This is a genomic window from Pseudoalteromonas sp. S1610, assembly GCF_005887465.1.
GTDB lineage: Bacteria > Pseudomonadota > Gammaproteobacteria > Enterobacterales > Alteromonadaceae > Pseudoalteromonas > Pseudoalteromonas undina.
Window position 1 is genome coordinate 1 of the sequence record NZ_PNDI01000027.1, and the last position, 23646, is coordinate 23646.

The window sequence follows — 23646 nt, forward strand, 5'->3', positions numbered from 1 at the left end:
AGCCGTACGCGGAAGCTTTGCTCGGTTTTTACTTAGCCCACTAGGTTACAAACCTCGCGCCGCGATTAAACCGCCCCTAGTTTGAACAAATTTTAATCCGTAAAGGGCAACAGACCCTAATATTAACGGCATTTATCGCCGCCACCTATGTAATACCAACCAGCGCCGAGTTATACTCGGCGTGTTTTGTTTTAATTAAGAGCAAGTATGTCTACACAATTACGAATTTTTAAAGCTGATGCGGCATTAAAATGGTTTAAAGCGGGTTGGCTAATTTTTAAAACTCAGCCATTAACTTTTATTTTTATGCATTTGTTTATTGGCATTGTTGGCTTGTTGTCGTTATTTTTGCCGGTATTACAAATAGCTGCAGCATTGGCTACACCATTTTTAACCGCTGGTTTTTATCAAGCCGTGCTTACCAAGCAGCAGGGCGGAAAAATTATGTTAGCCGATATTTTGAAGCCCTTTTCAGCCAAAGGAAATCGCTTAGGCTTATTTCGCTTAGCGCTTTATCAAATGGGTGCCGGTATTTTAATTGCCTTGCTCGCCAATGGGTTATTTGCTGATGCAATGGCGGTTATGACACAGCCTGGCCTAGATCCAAACACCGCTGTTAGTCAAATGCTTGAGAGTATTTCGCTTGCTAACGTGGCATTGTTTTTAATTGCGCTCTCTATTTACTTTACTTCGTTTGCCTACGCAGTACCGCTGGTTTATTTTAATAAAGAGCAACGTATTTTAAATGCCTTAAAAAGTTCGTTTATGGTGTTTTATTATAATATTTTACCATTAAGTGTTTATGGTATTATTTGCGCATTATTAATGGTGTTGTCGATGTTCTTATCGCTACTACCGCTGTTGATTTTAATGCCAATTTGCTACATTAGTTTCTTTGTATCTTATCAGGCTATTTTTATGCCCGTTGTGCCACCAAGTGATGACAGTAACATTAAGCCTTTAAGTAGCGAGCAAAGCGGACGCTTTGACGCTTAATGGATGATACGTTAAAACAAAAGTTAAAAAACTATGTGCTTTGGTTGCTTGGTCGGCAAGAGTATTCGCGCCGTGAGTTAACCCAAAAGTTACAGCAAAGAGAAGCAACCGACGAGTTCATAGAAAACCTGCTTGATTGGTGTGAAAAGCACAATTTTATTAACGAGCAGCGTTACTGTGAAGGGTTTGTCAGAAAACACATATTTAAATGCCATGGCTTAAAGCGAATTCAAAGTGAGGCCATGAGTAAAGGGATTAATAGAGCACTGCTTGAAACAGTGGTTGATGAGCTGGAAATAGATTGGTTTGAGCTCGCGCAGGAAGCGTACAACAAAAAATATTCAACGACACCGGCAGACCTCGAGTACAAAGAAAAAGCTAAGCGCGTGCGCTACTTAATGTATCGAGGTTTTAGCTATGATCAAATAAATTTTGCAATGCAAGCACAGTAAATACAGGTGAGACTTTCACATGCAGCACATGACTACCGCACAAATTAGGCAACAGTTTTTAGACTTTTTTGCCAGCAAACAACATCAAGTTGTTCCTTCTAGTTCGCTTATACCGGGTAACGATGCCACGTTGTTATTTAATAATGCCGGTATGGTGCAATTTAAAGATGTATTTTTAGGCGCCGAAAGCCGCCCTTATACACGCGCAACTAGCTCTCAGCGTTGTGTGCGTGCTGGTGGTAAACACAACGATTTAGAAAATGTTGGTTACACAGCACGTCATCATACCTTTTTCGAAATGCTAGGTAATTTCAGCTTTGGTGATTACTTTAAGCAAGATGCAATTAAATTTGCGTGGGAGTTTTTAACTGAGGTTGTAAAACTACCAAAAGAAAAGCTGTTAGTGACCATTTACCATGATGACGAAGAAGCCTTTGGCTACTGGGCTAACGATATAGGTTTACCTGAAGATCGTATTATTCGTATTGCAACGAGCGATAATTTTTGGTCTATGGGTGATACCGGCCCTTGTGGTCCATGTTCTGAAATATTTTATGATCACGGTGAGCACATTTGGGGTGGTCCTCCGGGCACTCCTGAAGAAGATGGCGACCGTTTCATTGAAATTTGGAACTTAGTATTTATGCAATACAACCGTCAAAGCGACGGGACTATGGAGCCACTTCCTAAGCAATCTGTTGATACTGGTATGGGCCTTGAGCGTATTTCAGCTATTTTACAAGGTGTGCATTCAAACTACGAAATCGATTTATTCCAAGGCTTAATTGCCGCCGCTGCAAGCGTTACTAATGCACAAGATATGGATGATAAGTCGCTTCGCGTGGTTGCGGATCATATTCGTTCGTGTGCGTTTTTAATTTCAGATGGGGTTATGCCATCAAACGAAGGCCGTGGTTATGTATTGCGTCGTATTATTCGTCGTGCAGTACGTCACGGTAATAAGTTAGGTGCTAAAGGCGCGTTTTTCTATAAATTGGTTGCTGCACTTATTGAGCAAATGGGTCAAGCGTACCCAGAGCTTGCTAAGCAACAAGAAATTATTGAAAAAGTACTACGTATTGAAGAAGAGCAGTTTGGTAAAACGCTTGAGCGTGGTTTAGCTATTTTAGAAGAAAGCCTAAGTGATTTAACCGGGGATGTGATCCCAGGTGACTTAGTATTTAAGCTTTACGATACCTATGGTTTCCCTGCCGATTTAACAGCTGATGTAGCGCGTGAACGCCAAATGACCATTGACCATCAAGGTTTTGAAGCATGTATGGCAGTGCAACGTAAAACAGCACAGCAAGCGGGCAAATTTGGTGCAGATTATAATGAGCAATTAAAATCAGATAAGCACACTGATTTTAAAGGCTACGATAGTAATCATTACCGTGGCACTGTAGTAGAAATTTTTGCCGGTGGCGAATCTGTATCGTTATTAGAAGATGGTCAGCAAGGTATTATTGTTTTAGACCGTACTCCGTTTTACGCTGAATCAGGCGGCCAAATTGGTGATAGCGGAACAATTACTGTTGCCGGTGGTGAGTTTAATGTAACGAATACCACTAAATTGGGTAATGCTTTTGCTCATCATGGAACAGTACAAGGGCGTATTGGCGTTAACGATAAAGTGGATGCGACAATTGACGATGCGCGTCGTGAAAGCATTAAGAAAAATCACACAGCTACGCACATTTTACATGAAGCATTGCGTCAGCTTTTAGGTGAGCACGTATCGCAAAAAGGCTCACTTGTGCAGCCAGATCGTCTGCGTTTTGACTTCTCACATTTTGAAGCGGTGACCAAACAAGAACTGCGCGAAATTGAACGTGTAGTAAATGACGAAATTCGTCGTAACTTTGCACTTAATACTGAGCTAATGGCAATTGATGATGCTAAAGCAAAAGGTGCTATGGCATTGTTTGGCGAAAAGTACGATGACGAAGTACGTGTAGTAACCATAGGTGATTACTCAATTGAGCTTTGTGGTGGTACACACGTAGAGCGTGCAGGTGACATTGGTTTATTCAAAATTGTATCTGAAAGCGGTATTGCTGCCGGTGTTCGTCGTATTGAGGCGGTAACCGGTGCAGAAGCAATCGCTTATGTTAATGAACAAGAACAGCAATTAGCAGATGTTGCAGCGCTTGTAAAAGGTGACAGTGCGTCAGTACTTGAAAAAGTAACTGCCTTACTTGAAAAGTCGAAAGGACTTGAAAAGCAAGTTGCCCAACTTAACGATAAACTAGCCAGTGCGGCAGGTGCATCGTTACTTGATTCAGTGGTTGAAATTAATGGGGTTAAATTGTTAGTTGCCAACGTTGAAGGAACTGAATCAAAAGCGCTTCGTGGCATGGTTGATGATCTTAAAAATAAGATTGGCTCAGGCGTTATTGCTTTAGGTGTTGCCAGCGGTGATAAAGTAAGCCTAATTGCGGGTGTAACTAAAGACTTGACCGGTAAAGTAAAAGCGGGTGAGTTAGTTAACCACATGGCAGGCCAAGTAGGTGGTAAAGGCGGCGGTCGTCCAGATATGGCGCAAGCGGGTGGTTCTGAGCCACAAAACTTAACTGCAGCACTTGATAGCGTAACAGCTTGGTTAACTGAGCGTACTTAAGCTTAAGTGGCACTTATAGTTCAAAAATTTGGCGGCACTTCGGTAGGCTCAATAGAGCGTATTGAAGCGGTCGCCGACCTTGTTGTTAAAACTAAGCAACAAGGCCACCAAGTGGTGGTGGTGCTTTCGGCAATGTCGGGAGAAACCAATCGCTTAATTAATCTTGCCAAACAAATCGACTCTCGCCCGAGTAGTCGTGAACTCGATGTATTACTCAGTACCGGTGAACAAGTCTCTATAGCTTTATTAGCGATGGCGATTATTAAACGCGGCCATTCTGCGGTAAGCTTGTTAGCCGATCAGGTGAATATATTAACCGATAACATGTTCGGTAAAGCCCGTGTAGAGGACGTGGCTGCAACGCGTTTAAAACATGAACTTGAACATAACCGTATTGCTATTATTGCCGGCTTTCAGGGGCGCGATATTGAGGGCAACGTGACTACGCTTGGGCGTGGTGGCACCGATACCTCTGCGGTTGAAATAGCGGGTGCAATAAAAGCGGATGAATGTCAGATCTATACTGATGTTGATGGCGTATATACAACAGATCCTCGTATTGAACCTAATGCACGACGTTTAAGCCATGTAACCTTTGCCGAAATGCTTGAGCTGGCTAGTTTAGGTGCTAAAGTGCTACATATTCGCTCTGTAGAGTCGGCTGGTAAGCACAATGTACCATTAAGAGTGTTATCTAGCTTTAAACCTGATGAAGGTACATTAATTAGTTTTGAGGAGAGCGATGTGGCGAGTAACGTTGTGTCGGGTATTGCATTTAATCGAGACGAGTGTTTGATTAAGGTACATGGAGTACCGCAAGGCACTAAAGCGCTTGCAAAAATTTTGAAACTTTTTGCAGATAATGGCATCGAAATAGATATGATTAATCAAATTAATCATAAAGTTGAAAAAGTCGACTATGCTTTTACTGTGCATTTAAATGATTATTTAAACGCACTTGATTTGTTAACGGCTGAGCAACAGCAATTTGACGCACAGGCAATTGACGGATTAACTAATGTGGCGAAAGTGTCAGCTGTAGGTATGGGGATGAAATCTCATTCTGGGGTAGCGAGTTTATTTTTTGATTCGTTAGCACAAGAGAATATTGATGTGATGTTTGTTTCAACCTCAGAGATAAAGATTTCAGTTTTAATAGATGAAAAATACCTCGAGCTGGCTGTTCGTGCATTACATAAGACATTTTTAACAGAAAATGAATAGATTGAGAGTTTTTACTTACTTTTTAGTCTAATTTTAATTAAAATGTGTGTGCGGAATCTTATAATTTTATTGGAACATGGGAGCAAGAGAATGCTAATACTAACTCGTAGAGTAGGCGAGACCCTGATGATTGGTGACGAAGTAACCGTTACTGTTCTGGGTGTTAAAGGAAATCAAGTTCGTATCGGTGTTAACGCACCTAAAGACGTATCAGTTCATCGTGAAGAAATTTACATGCGCATACAAGCTGAAAAGTCTAACCCTAATCCGGGCAATGCTTAATCAACATAGTATAAAATGTGCTAGTTAATAACTATGACATTTGTAAAAGCCACTCATTGAGTGGCTTTTTTGTGTATAAAATCAATCGTTTCTTCGTCGAGTATTGCCTTAGAAATGTATTGCATACCGCTTTTACTTTTTAACAATAGGCCGCAATCTGTAGTAATTACTTCATTAATGTCGTGCCAAGCTAACTGGTAATTCTTGTAATGATTGGTTGATTTTATTCCGTCCTCGTCGAAGGTGAGAGTGACTTCAGAACCAGATGCTCTGCTAAGCATTTGTCTTGTTACCCACCAAGGACGACGATAATAAAAGGCAATACATTCAAGTAAAGCTAACATAAGCAAGAATGTACCAAGGTAATGATCGCCTAAACCATAAATGCCAAATAACCCTAAAACCACAAGTAGCGCCAATAAAAAGTATTTAGGTTGTGAACGCTTACTATAAGGCAGCGATTGGTCGAAGCATTCATAAAAATAAGGTTTATCGAGTTTATAAGTTGTTGTAAAGACCATGTGTTTGCACTTAAAAGCTATTTTTTATTATTTTAGCCTAATGCGCAGCTTAAAAGGGGAAATGACTAGAAACTATTTATATTTTAGGCATAAAAAAACGACCCGTAGGTCGTTTCTTAGCTAAATAAATAATATTAGCAATTTGTCTCTTCGGCATTAACGCCTTCTTTTACTTCTTCACAGGTATCTTCTACCTTGTTTTGAACATCTGTCACGGCTTCGTCAATACGCTCACCGGCTTCTTCTGCATGATTGTCTTCACAACCCATAATAAATGCACTTGCGAATAGACCAATAGCTGCTGCTTTAAGTGTTGATGATTTCATAATGTAATTCCTTGTATATAAATTTAAAAAGAGAGTTCGTTGTTTCTTATCTACCTGGGGCTTTTACCACGTAAAGCGCCAGAGACAAGTGAAATAACCAGTAAAACTAAAAAGATAAAAAATATGATCTTAGCAATTCCTGCTGCGGCTCCTGCAATACCACCAAATCCTAAAACGGCTGCGATTAGTGCGATCACCAAAAATGTAATTGTCCAGCGTAACATTGTCATCTCCTTGATTTATCTAAGTGTTAAAGTGTTGTTTTTATATAAGCGAGTAATGTGCCAGTATTTTATTTTGTTTTAAATCAATGGCTTATTTTGTTTTTTCGCGATTGGCTTTATATTGAGTTGGTAATTTTTACGATCTTATCGGTAACTTATTCACAGTTGTCTCTGATGAGATAATAAATAGTTGTTGCTTTTTTTATTTTGGTAAGACCAATTAACATTTGTTTTGAAGGTTATTAGTGGGTTAGCACAATAGGTTTGTTTTATATGTGTTTTTACAAAGTATTAGTGTTTTTATATATTCTTTGTTTATAACGAACATTTTTAGCATCTATATATCTGGGTTAAATAAGCTATTTTAGGTGGTGTTAACCTTATTGGTGATATGTTACTTTTAGATTAATTGGTTTTACCAATTTACAACGTGTAGACAAAAGAATAGTTTTTGTTACTATTGGTGAATAGTTATTTAAATAAACCGATTTTTTATGTATTTGGTTTTAAACAGGGGAGAATTATGGATATAGGGGCTTTACTCACAACTGCAGGCAATTTAATGCTAACAGGCATGGTGGGTGTGTTTGTATTTCTTTCTTTATTGATTGGTGCAGTGACACTCATGTCTAAGCTGGCTAGCAAGTTTTCTCAGCCAGAACTAGAAGCATCACAGAGAACACCATCTTTTAAATCTCAAGGTGTGCCAAATGAGCACATCGCTGCAATTAGTGCTGCCATTGCTCAGTACAAAACAAATAATAATTAGAGGAGCATACCAATGGCTAAATTAAAAATAACAGAACTCGTACTTCGTGACGCACATCAGTCGCTCTTAGCTACCCGCATGCGATTAGACGACATGTTACCTATTGCAAAAAAAATTGATGACGCAGGTTATTGGTCTATAGAATCTTGGGGGGGAGCTACCTTTGATTCATGTATTCGTTATTTAGGTGAAGATCCATGGGAGCGTATTCGCGCGCTTAAAAAAGCGATGCCAAATACACCACAGCAAATGCTACTTCGTGGTCAGAACTTATTGGGATATCGCCATTATGCTGATGATGTGGTTGAGAAGTTTGTTGAGCGCGCTCACAAAAATGGCGTAGACGTATTTCGTATTTTTGATGCCATGAATGATGTACGTAACTTAGAAACTGCCATAAAAGCGGCGGTTAAAGTAGGGGCACATGCACAAGGTACAATTTCTTACACAGTAAGCCCTGTACATACATTAGATATGTGGTTAACACTTGCTAAGCAGCTTGAAGAATTGGGTTGTCATTCAATTTGTATTAAAGATATGGCGGGATTGCTTAAGCCTTACGATGCAGAAGAACTCATTAAAGCGTTAAAAGAAACGGTTTCCATACCTATTGCTATGCAATGCCATGCAACAACGGGTTTAAGCACCGCTACTTATCAAAAAGCGATTGATGCCGGCATTGATATGCTCGACACAGCTGTATCGTCTATGAGCATGACTTATGGCCATTCAGCAACTGAAACAATTGCTGCAATCGTTGAAGGGACCGAGCGTGACACCGGGCTTGATTTAAACCACCTAGAAGAAATTGCCGCTTACTTTAGAGACGTACGTAAAAAGTACGCTGCGTTTGAAGGCAGCTTAAAAGGTGTCGATGGCCGAATTTTATTAGCCCAAGTACCAGGTGGTATGTTAACTAACATGGAAAACCAGCTTAAAGAGCAAGGTGCTGCTGATAAACTAAACGAAGTGCTACTTGAAATTCCACGAGTACGTGAAGATTTAGGCTTTATTCCACTCGTTACACCTACCTCACAAATTGTTGGTACTCAAGCGGTATTAAATGTACTCACTGGTGAGCGTTATAAAACCATTACCAAAGAAACTGCTGGCGTATTAAAAGGTGAGTATGGTTCAACACCTGCACCAATGAATAAAGAGCTTCAAGAGCGCGTACTTGATGGCAGTGAAGCAATTACCTGTCGCCCTGCAGATATTATTAAACCTGAACTTGAAACTTTAGAAGCTGAGTTAAGCAAGCTTGCGCAGGAGCAAGGGCTAACTTTAGCCGATGAGCAAATTGATGATGTGCTTACCTATGCATTATTTCCGCAGATTGGTTTGAAATTTATTAAAAACCGTAACAATCCTGATGCATTTGAGCCTGTTCCTAGCGCTGATGATAACGCCAATAAAGCACCTGAAAAATCAGCGGCAAACAATAAAAGCGTTAAGGCAGAGCAATACAGCGTTAAAGTAGACGGTAAAGTATACGATGTCGTGGTTGCTCAAGGTGGTGAGCTTAAAGAGGTGACGTTAAAAGACTCAGAGCATATTCCACAGTCAGCATCGGTTGCCTCGGGTGAAACTCTAAATGCACCACTGGCCGGTAATATTTTTAAAATTAAAGTAAAACCCGGTCAGGTAGTCAATGAAGGTGATGTGGTAATTATTATGGAAGCCATGAAAATGGAAACCGAAGTACGCGCCATGCATACCGGTACGATTGCTGAGGTGCTTGTTTCTGAGGGCGATTCAGTGTCAACCGGCGATGCAATGATTGCACTAGCTTAAGGAGTAAATAGAGGATGGATGGTATTTTAAACCTCTGGCATGCCACAGGCATTGCTAACTTTACATTTCCTGGGCTGATCATGATTGCCGTTGGTTGTTTGCTATTATTTTTAGCAATTGCCAAAAACTTTGAGCCGTTATTACTACTGCCCATTGGTTTCGGAGCTATTTTAACTAATATTCCAGTAGCTGGTTTATCAGATCCAGGTGGCTTACTTTACTATGTTTATTATGTTGGTATTGATACCGGTATTTTTCCGCTATTAATATTTATGGGAGTGGGGGCCTTAACTGATTTTAGTGCCTTGATTGCCAACCCGCGTATGTTGCTATTAGGTGCGGCAGCGCAGTTTGGTATTTTTGCGACGTTATTTGGCGCTATTTTACTTAACTTTATTCCTGGATTTGAATTTAGCTTACAAGATGCTTCTGCAATTGCGATTATTGGTGGTGCAGATGGGCCAACCGCTATCTTTTTAGCGTCAAAGCTGGCCCCTGATTTACTGGGCGCTATAGCGGTGGCTGCGTACTCGTACATGGCGTTGGTTCCTATTATTCAGCCACCTATCATGCGTGCGTTTACAACGCCTGAAGAACGCAAAATTCAAATGCCAGAACTGCGTAAAGTATCTAAAAAGGAAAAAATTATTTTCCCACTGATGGTGCTTACCTTAACTGCTATATTCTTACCTGCGGCAATTCCGCTGGTTGGTATGTTCTGTTTAGGTAACTTAATGCGTGAGTCGGGTGTAGTTGATAGGCTCAGCAACAGTGCGCAAAACGAAATCATTAATATCACCACTATATTTCTAGGACTTGCAGTGGGCTCTAAACTTGCTGCCGAGCAGTTCTTAACAGTAGAAACTATTGGTATTTTGGTACTGGGTGCACTGGCGTTTGCTATTGGTACAGCCTCAGGTGTATTTATGGCTAAAGGCTTAAATAAGATATCAAAAACCCCCATAAACCCATTAATTGGTGCTGCGGGTGTATCCGCTGTGCCTATGGCAGCACGTGTTGTTAATAAGGTTGGGCTTGAAAATAACCCGCATAACTTCTTATTAATGCATGCCATGGGGCCTAATGTTGCAGGGGTGCTTGGTAGTGCTGTTGCGGCAGGTATTTTACTCGCTCTTGTGGGTTAAATATAATTTAGACTCAACCTATTAGCGCAGTTTACTGCGCTTTTTTTTGCATAAAATTCACTGTTTTGACTTAAGCGGTTTCTTGTATAGGGTTTTTTGTTTAAAGTAATCACTCTTCATTTTTTAAAGGGCTGTCAAAATGTTACACACTCCGCTGGCAAAATATCTCCCGAATGTAAGCAAACTTGTTTTCGGCTGTATGGGTTTGGGAGGCGCATGGAATAAAGATGCGATTACCAGTGCGCATTTACAACAAACTCATTCATGCATAGATGCCGCCATTGAAGGCGGAATTAATTTTTTCGATCATGCTGATATTTATACCTTAGGCAAAGCCGAACATGTTTTTGGTCAAGCTCTGGCTGAGCGACCAGAACTTAGAGAGAAAATGTATATTCAGTCTAAGTGTGGTATTCGCTTTGCTGATGATAAAAACCCACAACGTTATGACTTTTCAGCTGATTGGATTGAGCGCTCAGTAGAGGGCTCATTAAAGCGATTAAATACCGAATATTTAGATATACTTATGCTGCATCGCCCAGATCCTTTAATGGAAGTAGAGGAAGTTGCACAAGTATTTAGTTGTTTAAAAGAAAGTGGCAAAGTGCGTCATTTTGCGGTGTCTAATATGTCGCAATATCAAATACGGTTTTTGCAACGCGCTTTAGATATGCCGATTGTGGCAAATCAAATCGAAGCGAGTTTACAAAAACATCAATGGGTTGATGAAGGCGTTTATGTGGGTAATGCTGATGGCAAGGATATTAACTTTACCCCAGGCAATATTGAATATTGCCGTGAGCATGAAATTCAGATTCAAAGTTGGGGCAGTTTATGCCAAGGCTTATACTCTGGTGGTGATTTATCAAAGGCCTCGCCTGCAGATATTAATACCAGTATTTTAGTCAGTAAGCTTGCCATACTTTATGGTACAACAGCTGAAGCTATCGTATTAGCATGGTTGTTGCGCCACCCAGCATCAATTCAACCAATTATTGGCACTACTAATATAGAGCGTATAAAAGCATCCTGTGATGCGGTTAATGTTAACTTAAGTCGTGAGCATTGGTATGAGCTATATATCAGCGCGAAAGGCTGCGCTTTACCATAACCTAGTGTAGGGTGATGATATGAACATATTTGTTATTTTAATTAGCTTAGTCATTGCTTTGGTGATCATTATTCCGTTACTGGAAAAATACCAAAGTAAAATGGGGCTTGAGAGCGCTACTAAATATAGTAAGTATATTTGGCCACTGGTGATGATCTCTTTGGTTGTGCAGCTTATTTATGTACTCGTAAATTAACTCTGAAATTTAGCACCAAGCAGCTTAGATACAATGGGTAATTCGTGAAACTATTCAAATATCTATGCTGGTTGGTATAATCATCACATACAAAAAAGCCTTTGCGGGTTATCCCTGCAAAGGCTTTTTTATTTAATTATTAAACTCTTTATTTAAGTGCCAACTGAAGCTCTCTGTTACGCTCAAGTTGCGCAATAAAGTTATCAGCAATAGGCTTAAACTTAGCAAGCTCTGAGCGTGGTAATGGCTCAGATTTAGGTAGTTTCACAGTTTTGGGATTACGATGAACACCGTTAACTAAAAACTCATAATGTAAATGTGCCCCAGTTACTCGACCTGTTGAGCCTACAGTACCAATTTTCTCACCTTGTTTGATTTTTTGCCCTGTTCTAACTAGGCGTTTGTTAAGGTGCAAGTACTTAGTAACGTATTGTGTACCGTGGCTTATAAATACGTAATTACCGTTATATTTACTGTAGCCCGCTTTGATAACTTTACCATTACCTGATGATACAACAGGCGTGCCTGTACGCGCAGCGTAGTCAATACCTCGGTGTGCTTTTACTTGTCCTGTAACAGGGTGTAAGCGGCGAGGATTAAAGCTTGAGCTAATATATTTAAAGTTAACAGGTGCACGTAAGAAGGCTTTTTTCATACTACGCCCTTCAGGGGTATAAAAATTACCGTCTGTGTGTCGAATTGCTGTGTAACGTTCGCCTTGGTTTATAAATTCTGCGGCAATAATTTTACCGGTGCCAATAAATTCACCGTCAACAAAATGAGATTCATATATTAAGCCAAATTCATCACCTTTACGGATGTCATTTGCAAAATCCACGTCCCAACCAAATATATCGGCAAAGTTCATGATTTGGCGTTCACTTAAACCTGCAGCGATCGCTGACGTCCAAAAACTGCTAGAAATTTCCCCACCGGCGGTTTTGCTCAGTGTTTCTATTTCTTTGCTGTCAATTGAAGTATCGTATTGGCCTTCGTCATTAAGGGTGACATATAAGGTATCTGTTTTAGATATAACGTAACGTAACTGAGCCAACGAACCATCTTTTGCAGTAGCAAAGCTTAGTGTTTCACCTGGATGAATTTTGGTAAGCTTGCGTGTTTCAGCATTTGTGTTAACCAGTTTGTAAAGCGTTTGCGCAGAAAAACCAGCGCGCTTAAAAATGTTCGCTAAATTGTCACCATTTTTAACAAGGTGATCGACAAAATCATATTCTGGAAGTTTTTGCGCTGCATGCTCTGAATTTAAGTCGGTGAGTTTTTCGTTTTCACCTACTTTTATTTGTAATTCGTAACGCTTACCAATTTCTAGCGTGTTCTCGCTATTGTCTTTGGATGCAGTGGCTTTTTCAGAAGGTAAAAAGGCTAAGGCAACAATAGCAGAAACCAAACCTAGAATAAGCATTTTGTGTTTTTTGGGGAGCGTGTTAACCACGTGGACCATAACGTGCCTTTTTCTGCTGTCAAGATAATAAATAGATTATATTGCAGGATATAACGAATAATCTATGAATACTAGTATTTTGTAGATTTAAACTCGCGTTAAATTAAGCTAAAATCATAGGGTATTCAGGCTGTTTGTGTTTAAAGTTGAATAACAGCACTATTTTATATCCTTGGATACTTTGCTTTTTCATCGTAATGTTAAATTAGCTTTTAAAACGATTTAATAGCGAGAAGTGATTAATTTATAAACTGTTTTTTGGGCTTTTATAAACACCTTTAGTGTATTATTAATCGCTCTTTTATATCCCATTTTAGAACGTACGCCCTGCATTTTAGTTGGTGCAGCGATTAGTTAAAAAAGTTGTTCTAATTAAGTGGAAATTTGTTATGTTAGCTAAATAGTTTTATTTGTTTTGTTAAAACGCGCTAGCAATAAATCGTGAGCATATACACCCCCTTCGTTGTCAGAATTTTTTGGAGTAACACACAGTGGATTTACAAACCGCTCTAGCAGAGATAAAACGCGGTGCAGAAGAGATATTAATTGAAGATGAGTTGGTTGAAAAATTAAAGTCGGGGAAAAAGCTAAAAATTAAAGCTGGTTTCGATCCTACGGCTCCAGATTTGCACCTAGGTCACACTGTACTAATTAATAAAATGAAAACCTTTCAAGATTTAGGTCATGAGGTTATTTTCTTAATTGGTGACTTTACCGGTATGATAGGCGATCCAACGGGCAAAAATGTTACCCGTAAGCCACTGACTCGTGATGATGTGCTTGCTAATGCTGAAACCTATAAAGAACAGGTTTTCAAAATTTTAGACCCAGCTAAAACAACTGTTGCTTTTAACTCTACGTGGATGGAGAAGTTGGGCGCGGCTGGAATGATAAAATTGGCAGCGCGCCAAACTGTGGCACGCATGCTTGAGCGTGATGACTTTAAAAAGCGCTATGCTGGCGGTCAATCTATCGCAATCCATGAGTTTTTATATCCACTAGTACAGGGTTGGGATTCAGTTGCACTTGAGTCTGATGTTGAGCTAGGCGGCACCGATCAACGCTTTAACCTATTAATGGGTCGTGAGCTGCAAAAAGATGAAGGTCAAAAACCTCAAACCGTACTAATGATGCCTTTACTTGAAGGGACTGATGGCGTTCAGAAAATGTCAAAGTCACTAGGAAACTACATAGGTATTACTGATACGCCTAGCGACATGTTTGGTAAAATCATGTCAATTAGTGATGTACTAATGTGGCGTTACTATGACTTGCTAAGTAGCCTTTCTATTGAGCAAATTGCAGCGCAAAAACAGCGTGTAGAGCAAGGCACTAACCCGCGCGATATTAAGATTGAATTAGCGAAAGAGTTAATTGCACGTTTCCATAGCGAAGCCGATGCGCAAGCTGCTCATGATGACTTTATTCAGCGCTTTCAGAAAAAAGCACTACCTGATGAAATTCCAGAGCTGACAGTTAACATTGATGAAGACACTATTCTAATAGCTAACTTGCTAAAAGAAGCTGGCTTAGTGGCGAGTACTTCAGAGGCCATGCGTATGATCAAACAAGGCGCAGTAAAGCTTAACGGCGAAGAAAAAATTACCGATACCAAATTGGAAGTAGCAAAAGGAACAACCGCTATTTACCAAGTAGGTAAACGTAAGTTTGCAAATATTACTGTAGCCTAAAACTTCATAGAGTATAAAAACCAGCTTCGGCTGGTTTTTTTATAACTGATCAAAAAGTTAGAACAGCCCTAATAATTTCAACGCTAACAATAATTAGTAGCCAAAAAAAACGGGCTTGATTTAGGGTGTTGAGTAGCTTTGGCACATCATCAGCACTTGGCAAGCGTTCTACACCGACCCGCATTTTATTGAAACGCTGCTTAATATAAATAGCAGGCCCACCAAGTTGCACCCCTAAAGATGCTGAGTACACACTTAGTAACCAGCCTGTATTGGTTTGATAAAAATGGCGGCCATAATGCTTAATATAATGCATGCTTTTCTTACTGGCTTTAAGTGAAGCTATTGTCAGCGCGAGTAACCGCATGGGTATGTATTCAATAATAAAAAGAATTAGTTTAAGCGGTTTCAAAAAAGAGCTGTCGGGAGCTATATCAGTGCGCCATGCTTGTTGGATTAAGGTAAGCAAGCGGTAGGCGAGAGTAGCAATGGGGCCCACTAGTAAAAAAATGAAAATTACCACAAAATAATGACGGGCCGTTCTTAGTATGACACTTTCCATAACCGCTTTAATAATCCCTGGGTTTGAAAGTGCCTTAACTTCACGGGCTACTAGTGGTTTTAATAATTCTCGAGCAGTTGATTTTTGATTTTTTTTGGTCAATTTCGCAATACGTATCGCTTTTTTATTTATGCTACTGCTTTCTAGGCATAAGTATAAAATAAGACCGGATAGTAGTTCAGGGTAAAAGGCAAACTCCAGCAGCAAAACGACAATAATCATAATCACAGTTAGAACAAGTGTGCTTGCTAATGAAGCGGCTAAATAATGATATTGTTTGCTGTCTGTTTTTTTATAAACACGCTGGCCAATTGCGTTAAAAATTGCAGAAAGTATATGGTTAGGGTGATACCAGCTAACTAAAGGTAAAAAGCGCTCAACTAGGAGCGCACAAATAAATACAATAAAGTCCAAATGATTTTGAACAATATTATTGAGCATTTACAGCGTAACCGCCGTTAACTTTTCTAGTAATGCCACAACCATTTTTGATGAATTAATAGAGGCTGTTTCTAAGTACTCTTCAAATGATTGCGGTGACTCTTTGCCAGCAATATCAGACATTGAGCGAATAACAACAAATGGTGTGTTAAGTGCAAAACACGTTTGTGCAATTGACGCACCTTCCATTTCTACTGCTAGCATTGTAGGGAAGTCATTGCGTGCTTTTTCAATGCGAACAGGGTCACACATAAATGAGTCACCAGTACAAATTAAACCAACAAGCGTTTTTACTTCGCTAATTTGTGCAATTGTTTGCTCGGCGGCTTCTACTAGTTTAGGGTGCGCTGCAAAGCCTGCTGGCATTTGTGGTACTTGGCCAATTTCGTAACCAAATGCGGTTACATCTACATCGTGATGACGAACCTCTGATGAAATTACCACGTCGCCAACGTTAAGCGAAGGATCGAAACCACCGGCAGAGCCTGTGTTAATAACACAATCAGGTTTAAAGTTATCGATAAGTAAAGTGGTTGCAATAGTTGAAGCGACTTTACCAATGCCTGATTGCACTAAAGTAACAGTATTACCTGCAAGCTCACCAGTATAAAACGTAAAGCCTGCTTTGGTTAAAACCTGTGGATTTTGCATCGCTTCGCGCAAAATTTTAACTTCTGGCTCCATGGCGCCAATAATACCAACATTCATAGTGTTAAATTCCTAAATTTGAATAGGCTGATTATACGTGAAGTCTGCTATAAAAAACAAAAAAGCGAGTCATTTAAAATGCTCGCTTTAATACATTGCTTTAACTCAGTAGTTATATTTCAGCAAGGGCAGTTGAATGTGCTTTTGCTTGAGAAGGTGATAATACCGCAGGCTTATGGACTCTAGTACGAGTCGGGCGCGAAGATTGTGATTTAGCAGGTTTGCCTAATTTAAACATAATGGCATCGCGAACTTCACTCGGGCGGTAGCCTGATTTCACTTTCATACGAATATGTGGAATGCCAGCGGCTTCTAATGCACCGTTAACAAACCAATCACGTTGTGCTTTGTGACCATCTTTGTTGGCGTTATTAACTAAGTCAACCGCTGCCACTATGGTCATTTTTTCTTTGTCGACTAGTACAAAGTCGAGCTGTTTATTTTTTGCTTTAGCCAATGCCGCACGTTTAGATTTGACAGATAGACCTTGTTTACAGTCAATCACATCGATTAGTTTAACGCGACTAACAATTTTATATTGATCGCCAACAGCGCGTTCTAATAAGCCTAGAAACGCCCCTTCTACTTGGGTAAATACACTTTGCTTACGAGTAAAAGGATAAGGGTTTCCGCCGTCATCATTAAATTTTGACGCAACCACAGATGCCCCAACAACTAGCACTAATATTAATAATAAAGCGAATTCCATACGGTAACTCCATAACAACAAATTGACACTGCTTTTCTAAAGCAATTTATGTGCCCAAATGGTTGTTATGGCTATTTTATTAGCGAATGGGGATGAGCGCTATTATGCTTTATAACCGCCTTCAATACCTTTTACGGCAATAGCGACGGCATCATGAGCATGTAAAGACTCATAATGGTTAATTTGCAGGAAGTAATCGCTAAACTCTTTTGACTCTAACGTCGTTTTAATTTTTCGTGCTGCGTCTTCACAAAACATCAGGTTTTGACCATTTAAACGGGCAAACTCTTGTTCGTCTTCACGTTTTACCGCAGCTTGTACTGGTGTTTTAAGCTCATCTTCTAGTAAGTTTATTAAGTTAACCACATCAAACTCTTGAATGTTTTGATCTAGTTTTACTTTAACATTAGCAATAGAGCGCTGTGAATGCGGGGTTGCTACAATGCCTTGAGTTGTTCCAAGCCACTCTAAAACCTCAGATTGAGTTAGTGTTTCTTGAGCAAACTTTTCGCTAAACGCATTTTGGATAAGTTGACGAGCAAGGGCTGCAGAGCAGGGGCAGGTTGATGAGTAAGTAACATCAACACTGAGTTCAAAACTAATGACGCCTTGATTTATGGTACTGGTAAGTATAACTGGGTAGCTTTTCCAGCCGGCTTTGCCACTAAGTAATGATTTACGGCGCAGTGGTAATTCAAATTTAAATTCGATTTGTGCTTTATCGCTTAAGCCTTCATGGCTGGTGATAAAGGTATCTAATGCTTGTGCTAAGGTGTGCGGGTTGACCTGCTGCTCAGTTGAGAGGTGATCAAGTGCTAAAAACAGACGCGACATGTGGATGCCTTTGGCGTCTTCTTGGTGTAAATTAACAAAAGCGCGTGCTTTTGCATTAACGGTAACTGGAGCTAAATCAAGAGATTCAAAAATAAAAGGCAGCTCTATATCGCCCATTCCTACCCAGTCTAATTTACCTGTTTGTAATGCGGCAGCCGTGTTAGCAATATCTGGCATAGTCGTTTGCATGATACGTTACTCGTTATTTGCAATATTTAAAACGTCACATTTTACACTAAATAAAGAGTTGCTGAAATGCGGCAAATAACGCCAAACATGAAATTTTGTTGTTTTTATCGCACAACATGAAAATCGCTGATAGAAAATGCTAAAATTAGCCTTTAATCATACTTACTTAAGCATTTAGCTAAGAGAAACACTGATATATGACAGATTCTTCTTTGAACCCGTGGGTTCGAGTTCTTTCCAGTTCAATAACTCGTTTTGGTGAGTTTAAAACTGCAGCTATTTGCTATGCATTATTACTGACAGTATCGCTGGTTTTGTCGAGTATGTTTTACTATGTTGCCATTGGGGAAGTGAACTTAGTTGATATATTGGCTGTAGTATTTTTTACCTCAGTTGTTTCCCCTCTGGTGATTAGCGTACTGCTTAACTCTATTCGGCAACTTGATGCCTCTTATGCCTATTTAGATAGTGCCACAAAACAAGAAAAGCTTTTAAATCAAACTCTCAAAGACAATATTAATCGTTTAAACATTGAAATTGATGAACGTAAAATGGCCTTTCATGCTAAGCATAGAGCAATAGAAGAGCTTAGACGTGAAATTGCAGAGCGTAAAAAAACGCAACAAGAACTCGCGCAGCAAGGCATGTTATTACGCTCCATTGTAGACTCCTCACCAGATTTATTTTATTACCGCGATAACAACGGGGTGTTTGCCGGTTGTAATAAAATGTTTGAAGAGGTGATGGGCAAAACCAGTGGCGAATTAATTGGCAAAGCCGCAGAAGAAATATTTCCAAGCCACTTTTTATCAGAAGTATTAAGAACCGATGAGCAGGTTGAACGCACTCATCAAGGTTTAACTATTGATGTAGAGTATTCTGTAAATGGTGAAATAAGATGGTTTGAACTCAGAAAACTCCCCTTTATAAATGAGCAGGGCGATTACATTGGTCTACTAGCCTTTGGCCGTGATATTACCAGCCGTAAAGAAGCCGCGCAGGCACTGGAAACTGCTTATAAAGATAAAGGGAAATTTATTGCCACATTGAGCCATGAATTACGCACTCCGCTCAATGGTATCGTCGGTTTAACCCGAATGCTATTGGATACTGAACTTAATAAACAGCAGCGTAGCTGGTGTAATACGGTGTTTTCAAGCGCCGAAACGCTGGGTAATATATTTAACGATATTATAGATTTAGATAAAATTGACCGTGAGCAACTCGATATTGCCGCTAACGAAATTAATGTGTCTGACTTTATTAATGACGTGGTTAACTTTGCAGGCCTTATTGCGGAGCAAAAAGAACTTTCTTTTGAAGTAAAACGCTCTGGAATGCTTGATATATACGCTTTACTTGATCCTACACGTTTACGCCAAGTAGTATGGAACTTAATTAATAATGCGGTTAAATTTACCCAGCACGGTAGTGTCACCTTAGATTGTGCTAGAGAAAACCGCGAAGATGGCCCATGGCTTATTATAAAAATACTCGATACCGGTGAAGGGATCCCGCAAGAACAACTTACCCGTATTTTTGATATGTACTACAAAGCGCCCGACCTTAAAGGGACCAATGCGATTGGTTCAGGTATTGGCTTAGCCGTAACAAAAGCGTTAGTAAGTGCTATGAAAGGCATTATAACTGTTAATAGTACTCCCGGAGAGGGAAGTTGCTTTACCGTTCAAATTCCGCTGAATTTATGTAGTGCTCCTACCGAACATAGTTATGTAGGGCGTAGCTTATATATTTTATTAGTGGAAGATGTGCCACTTAATGCTGAAATTGCAACTAACCTATTAGAACAACGTGGACATGAAGTACTGTGGGCTGAAACGGGAGAAGATGCTTTATCGTTTGTAGAAACCGAAGATGACCTAGATTTAGTATTACTTGATATGCAGTTGCCTGATATTAATGGTGATGAAGTAGCAAGACAAATTCGCGCACAAAGCCATTTTGACCCACTTCCTATTGTGGCACTTACCGCCAATGTTCGCAGTGCTGAAGAGGAGCTTGAGGGGATTTCTATTCAAGGGGCGTTAGCTAAACCGATAAACACCAGTAAGTTAGATAATATGCTCGCTGAACTCTTTGGCATTCAACAAGCGCAAGTTGAGGCTCCTCAACGAGTAGTTAATCAAGAGTTATTAAATCAAATTAATACTGACTTGCTAGATGTTGAAACCATTGAAGACTTTGTAAACTCGATGGGCGTTGAAGTATTTAAACGTAGTAGTCAGTTGTTTGCAAAGCTAAATCCGCAATATCAACAAGAACTATTAGGATCATTAAAAGCAGCAGACAGAGAAGAGTACAAATCCGTTGCGCATAAGTTAAAAGGTGCCGCTGGGTCGGTTGGTCTGAATGATGTGCAGTTGCATGCAAAGCAAATGGAACATGGTGCGCTGGAGCAAAGTGATGAAGTATTAACAGTCTGGCTTGATGAATTAGCAGACAAAATAAATGAAGGACAACAGGCCCTTCATTTATTTTTACAGCAATTAGAGTAAAAACTAATTAGCTGTCGATTTTACCAATGAAGCGGTAACCTTCACCATGAATGGTGCTGATTAACTCAGACGTTGAGTTGTCGCTTTCAAAGTGCTTACGGATACGACGAATGGTAACATCAACTGTACGGTCGTTAGCGCGAAGCTCACGGCCAGTCATGTGCTTAATTAGTTGCTCACGGCTGAATATACGACCTGGAGAGTCAAGCATTAAACGCAGTGCTCTGTACTCGCCTTTAGGTAGGCGTTTTGCATCTCCATTGGGAGAAGTAAGGCAACGACTGTTTTCGTCAAGTTCCCAACCGTTAAAGGTGATCACGCCATTGGTTTCAATAGCTGATTCTTCACCACCTAATGCAGTACGCGTAATTAAGTTACGTGCACGAATAGTTAATTCTCGTGGGTTGAAAGGCTTAGTAATATAGTCATCAGCACCAATTTCAAGACCTAAAATACGGTCTACATCGTTGTCACGGCCTGTTAAGAAAATAAGACCAACTTTACGTTTTTGGCGTAACTCGCGAGCTAAAATAAGCCCGTTTTTACCTGGCAGGTTGATGTCCATAACTACAAGATTGACGTCATCGTTATTTGTAAGCTTATCATGCATATCATCGCCATCAATGGCTTCAATAACTTTGTAACCTTCAGCTTCAAATAAACTAACGAGGTTTAGTCTAGTTACGTCTTCATCCTCTACGATCAGAATGACTGGCGTTTGCATCTTTAATTAACCTTTTTGGAGTGTGTTTTATTTATAAAATCGGCGTGATCATCAGAGCCGACTACTAGAATTATAGGATTATATCTAAATGTTAACAAGTAAAAACAGATTAGATATAAACAGCTGCGCGCCAAAACCTACTATGACGTATTATTAAAAACCGCGGCTTAATTGATACTTAACGTTGGATGTATAATTTGAATTATAGAGTCGAAGCCATTTCCCTTTAATAATTGATACATCCATCAACCACCTAAAGATACTTAAAATAATCAGACTAATTCAAAACGGAATTATATCACTTTCCAACTTTTCATCAATGTATGTGATATGTTAAACACAATTAAGTTCATTAATTGTGTGGAAATACAGCATTAATGATACAACTGTTTAGTTGGCTATGTATTAGTATGGTCATAAAGTTGTAATTCAAGAGGGGAATAAGAGTTATTTCGCTTTTTAAAAAAGTGTAATAATAAATCGGGCCCCTTGCTGATACTCGGTATCTAACACAATTTCCCCAGCCAAAGCTTGAGTCACTAAATTGTAAACTAAATGCATTCCTAAGCCACTGGCTCCTTGGCCGCGCTTTGATGTTACAAATGGGTCAAATATTTTTGCTCGTATATTGCTTTCAACACCTAGGCCGTTATCTGTGTAGGTAATTTGTGTTTTTGTTTCTGTTGCTACAATATCAATCTGCACTTCATTGTCACCGCCAGCTACAAATCCGTGTAACAGGGAATTTAAAATTAACTGATGAAAAACTTGCTGAAGTGGCCCTTTTTTACTTTCGACGGTTAAATCTGATGGACAATTTATAAGGACTTTAGGGTTTTTAATTTTTAGTTCTTGCCCCATAGACATTAGAGTATCACTAATTAATTGTTGTATATTAACAGTGCTGGTTATTTCATCATCTTTGATCACTGCAACTTTTTTAAAGTTAGAAATGAGCTCTGCAACGCGGTTTAAGCTGCTATATATTAAGTCTAAGTTTTCGATACCATCGTTAGTAAATTGTTCAAATTGACTCGCAGTTAGTGATTTATTATGAAATTTAACCTGCAGTTCCGCGAGTTTATCCCGCAATAGAGTAGAGCCTGTAATACCAAGTCCAATCGGTGTATTTACCTCATGGGCAACCCCTGCCACCATTTGCCCCAATGAAGCCATTTTTTTGTTTTCGACAATTTGAGTTTGGTATTGGTGCATCTTTTCCAGAGTGGATAACAGCTCTTTATTAGCCTCTCTGAGTGCGATAGTGCGTTGACTTACTTTCTCTTCAAGGTTTGAGTTTAGCTGCTTAATTTCTTGTTTATCTTCTTCATGGCGTTCTATTTGCCTTTGTGTACGTGCAAGCATTACATTTAAGCTATTAGAAAGCCGAGTTATTTCAGTTAGGTTCGTTAAAGGCGCACGTGCATAGTAATTATGTTTTTTAGCTATGTTTTGCAACAACAAGCTTAAGTTTTCTATTGGACTGGCTATCCTTTTTTGTAGCCTTAAAATAATCAAAGAAATAAAAATAAGTATTAAAGCCATAATAACGATATCGATTATAATCTTTTTAGTTATTAGTTGATTTAAGTTATCTAAGCTGCCTCTAATATATACATAGCCGAGCAGCTGTTCATTATTGAGTATTGGGGTAATGTACTCAATATACTCGTCACTAACCTGTGGTTCAGAAAAATCATTAATATTATCTGTTTTAATGGGGACTGGTGGTGATTTTCGGGCATTAAAGCTGGTAAAAAAGACTGGCTTGTTAGATTGCTCATCTAAGGCGTAAATATGTAAATTTGTGACGGATGATACTTGTTGAAGCAGCTTTAAGCGCCTTTCTTCTGCAGGCCTATTTTTATTTAGCAATGAGGGCATCGCGTCGAATGCAATGATCTCTGATACCAACACAAGTTTGCTAATGAGCTGTTTTTTTTGCTCTTGCGCACTTAAATAGGTAGAAATTGAAAGCGATAATAACAAACAGATAGCTGTTATAAGCATGATGGTTTTAAACAATATGCTACGAATGCTATTTTGCTCTACAGTTTTGGGCATTGCGAGAAGGTCATCCGTGTCAATTGTGAGTCTAATGATAATAGTTTAGCAAAAACAGAAAAAAGTGAATTAAAAAGATTAGCTTA

Annotated in this window: 22 protein-coding genes; 12 read left to right on the forward strand and 10 right to left on the reverse strand. The window is 39.4% G+C overall.

Annotated elements, in window-relative coordinates; genetic code table 11:
- Nucleotides 1-207: 207 nt before the first annotated feature.
- The 5 genes from CWB77_RS11440 (at nt 208) to csrA (ending at nt 5574) form a co-directional block, all read left to right on the forward strand.
- On the forward strand, nt 208-996 hold the full coding sequence (locus CWB77_RS11440) for a BPSS1780 family membrane protein (RefSeq protein WP_010390805.1): 789 nt from the start codon (nt 208-210) through the stop codon (nt 994-996).
- Complete coding sequence (locus CWB77_RS11445) at nt 996-1448, forward strand: regulatory protein RecX (RefSeq protein ID WP_138622806.1); 453 nt, start codon at nt 996-998, stop codon at nt 1446-1448. Before CWB77_RS11440 ends, CWB77_RS11445 begins: the two co-directional genes overlap by 1 nt.
- 19 nt (nt 1449-1467) lie before the next feature.
- A complete protein-coding gene (gene alaS / locus CWB77_RS11450; protein ID WP_054202266.1) occupies nt 1468-4068 on the forward strand; it encodes an alanine--tRNA ligase in 2601 nt (866 codons plus the stop codon).
- Nucleotides 4069-4074: 6 nt separating this feature from the next.
- Nucleotides 4075-5292, forward strand: coding sequence for an aspartate kinase (locus CWB77_RS11455; protein ID WP_055013358.1), 1218 nt, complete (start codon nt 4075-4077; stop codon nt 5290-5292).
- A gap of 90 nt (nt 5293-5382) precedes the next feature.
- Entirely contained in the window at nt 5383-5574 is a 192-nt protein-coding gene (gene csrA / locus CWB77_RS11460; RefSeq protein ID WP_004587515.1) for a carbon storage regulator CsrA, read from the forward strand.
- A gap of 53 nt (nt 5575-5627) precedes the next feature.
- Here csrA and CWB77_RS11465 read toward each other — a convergent pair whose 3' ends face one another.
- From CWB77_RS11465 to CWB77_RS11475, 3 genes are all read right to left on the reverse strand, one after another.
- Nucleotides 5628-6095 carry a YcxB family protein gene (locus tag CWB77_RS11465; protein WP_054202264.1) on the reverse strand — a complete coding sequence of 156 codons (468 nt, stop codon included), beginning with the start codon at nt 6093-6095 and terminating at the stop codon, nt 5628-5630.
- A gap of 134 nt (nt 6096-6229) precedes the next feature.
- The gene (locus CWB77_RS11470) at nt 6230-6421 is read right to left on the reverse strand and encodes a hypothetical protein (RefSeq protein WP_008115136.1); all 192 of its coding nucleotides are present in this window, start codon (nt 6419-6421) and stop codon (nt 6230-6232) included.
- A 50-nt stretch (nt 6422-6471) separates the two neighbouring features.
- Nucleotides 6472-6645 carry a DUF1328 domain-containing protein gene (locus CWB77_RS11475; protein WP_002961939.1) on the reverse strand — a complete coding sequence of 58 codons (174 nt, stop codon included), beginning with the start codon at nt 6643-6645 and terminating at the stop codon, nt 6472-6474.
- Between the two features lie 523 nt (nt 6646-7168).
- Here CWB77_RS11475 and CWB77_RS11480 point away from each other — a divergent pair.
- The 5 genes from CWB77_RS11480 to CWB77_RS18430 all read left to right on the forward strand — a co-directional run bounded on the left by CWB77_RS11480 (nt 7169) and on the right by CWB77_RS18430 (nt 11660).
- A complete protein-coding gene (locus CWB77_RS11480) occupies nt 7169-7414 on the forward strand; it encodes an OadG family protein (protein ID WP_010390814.1) in 246 nt (81 codons plus the stop codon).
- A 12-nt stretch (nt 7415-7426) separates the two neighbouring features.
- Nucleotides 7427-9208, forward strand: coding sequence for a sodium-extruding oxaloacetate decarboxylase subunit alpha (gene oadA, locus CWB77_RS11485; RefSeq protein ID WP_010390815.1), 1782 nt, complete (start codon nt 7427-7429; stop codon nt 9206-9208).
- 14 nt (nt 9209-9222) lie between these two features.
- Nucleotides 9223-10353, forward strand: coding sequence for a sodium ion-translocating decarboxylase subunit beta (locus CWB77_RS11490; protein WP_008115142.1), 1131 nt, complete (start codon nt 9223-9225; stop codon nt 10351-10353).
- Nucleotides 10354-10492: 139 nt separating this feature from the next.
- On the forward strand, nt 10493-11464 hold the full coding sequence (locus CWB77_RS11495; RefSeq protein ID WP_010390816.1) for an aldo/keto reductase: 972 nt from the start codon (nt 10493-10495) through the stop codon (nt 11462-11464).
- Between the two features lie 19 nt (nt 11465-11483).
- Complete coding sequence (locus CWB77_RS18430) at nt 11484-11660, forward strand: hypothetical protein (RefSeq protein ID WP_010390817.1); 177 nt, start codon at nt 11484-11486, stop codon at nt 11658-11660.
- Between the two features lie 148 nt (nt 11661-11808).
- Here the strand turns inward: CWB77_RS18430 and CWB77_RS11500 are convergent, their stop codons facing one another.
- Nucleotides 11809-13122 (reverse strand): peptidoglycan DD-metalloendopeptidase family protein, encoded by a 1314-nt coding sequence (locus CWB77_RS11500; protein ID WP_010390821.1) that lies wholly within the window; start codon nt 13120-13122, stop codon nt 11809-11811.
- 491 nt (nt 13123-13613) lie between these two features.
- Here CWB77_RS11500 and tyrS point away from each other — a divergent pair, with 491 nt between their 5' ends.
- Nucleotides 13614-14813: a tyrosine--tRNA ligase gene (gene tyrS, locus CWB77_RS11505; protein ID WP_010390824.1), complete on the forward strand. Its 1200-nt coding sequence runs from the start codon at nt 13614-13616 to the stop codon at nt 14811-14813.
- Nucleotides 14814-14862: 49 nt separating this feature from the next.
- Here the strand turns inward: tyrS and CWB77_RS11510 are convergent, their stop codons facing one another.
- The 4 genes from CWB77_RS11510 to folE2 all read right to left on the reverse strand — a co-directional run bounded on the left by CWB77_RS11510 (nt 14863) and on the right by folE2 (nt 18256).
- Entirely contained in the window at nt 14863-15816 is a 954-nt protein-coding gene (locus tag CWB77_RS11510) for a cobalamin biosynthesis protein CobD/CbiB (RefSeq protein ID WP_138622808.1), read from the reverse strand.
- Nucleotides 15817-16524, reverse strand: coding sequence for a 5'-methylthioadenosine/S-adenosylhomocysteine nucleosidase (gene mtnN, locus CWB77_RS11515; protein WP_010390828.1), 708 nt, complete (start codon nt 16522-16524; stop codon nt 15817-15819).
- A 112-nt stretch (nt 16525-16636) separates the two neighbouring features.
- Nucleotides 16637-17233 (reverse strand): DUF2726 domain-containing protein, encoded by a 597-nt coding sequence (locus CWB77_RS11520; RefSeq protein WP_010390829.1) that lies wholly within the window; start codon nt 17231-17233, stop codon nt 16637-16639.
- A gap of 102 nt (nt 17234-17335) precedes the next feature.
- Nucleotides 17336-18256 (reverse strand): GTP cyclohydrolase FolE2, encoded by a 921-nt coding sequence (gene folE2 / locus CWB77_RS11525; protein ID WP_138622810.1) that lies wholly within the window; start codon nt 18254-18256, stop codon nt 17336-17338.
- A 197-nt stretch (nt 18257-18453) separates the two neighbouring features.
- Between folE2 and arcB the strand changes: the two genes are divergently transcribed.
- Entirely contained in the window at nt 18454-20772 is a 2319-nt protein-coding gene (arcB, locus tag CWB77_RS11530; RefSeq protein ID WP_138570914.1) for an aerobic respiration two-component sensor histidine kinase ArcB, read from the forward strand.
- A 7-nt stretch (nt 20773-20779) separates the two neighbouring features.
- Here arcB and arcA read toward each other — a convergent pair whose 3' ends face one another.
- Entirely contained in the window at nt 20780-21496 is a 717-nt protein-coding gene (arcA, locus tag CWB77_RS11535; protein WP_008110444.1) for a two-component system response regulator ArcA, read from the reverse strand.
- Nucleotides 21497-21955: 459 nt separating this feature from the next.
- Entirely contained in the window at nt 21956-23560 is a 1605-nt protein-coding gene (locus CWB77_RS11540) for an ATP-binding protein (RefSeq protein ID WP_138622812.1), read from the reverse strand.
- Nucleotides 23561-23646 lie beyond the last annotated feature (86 nt).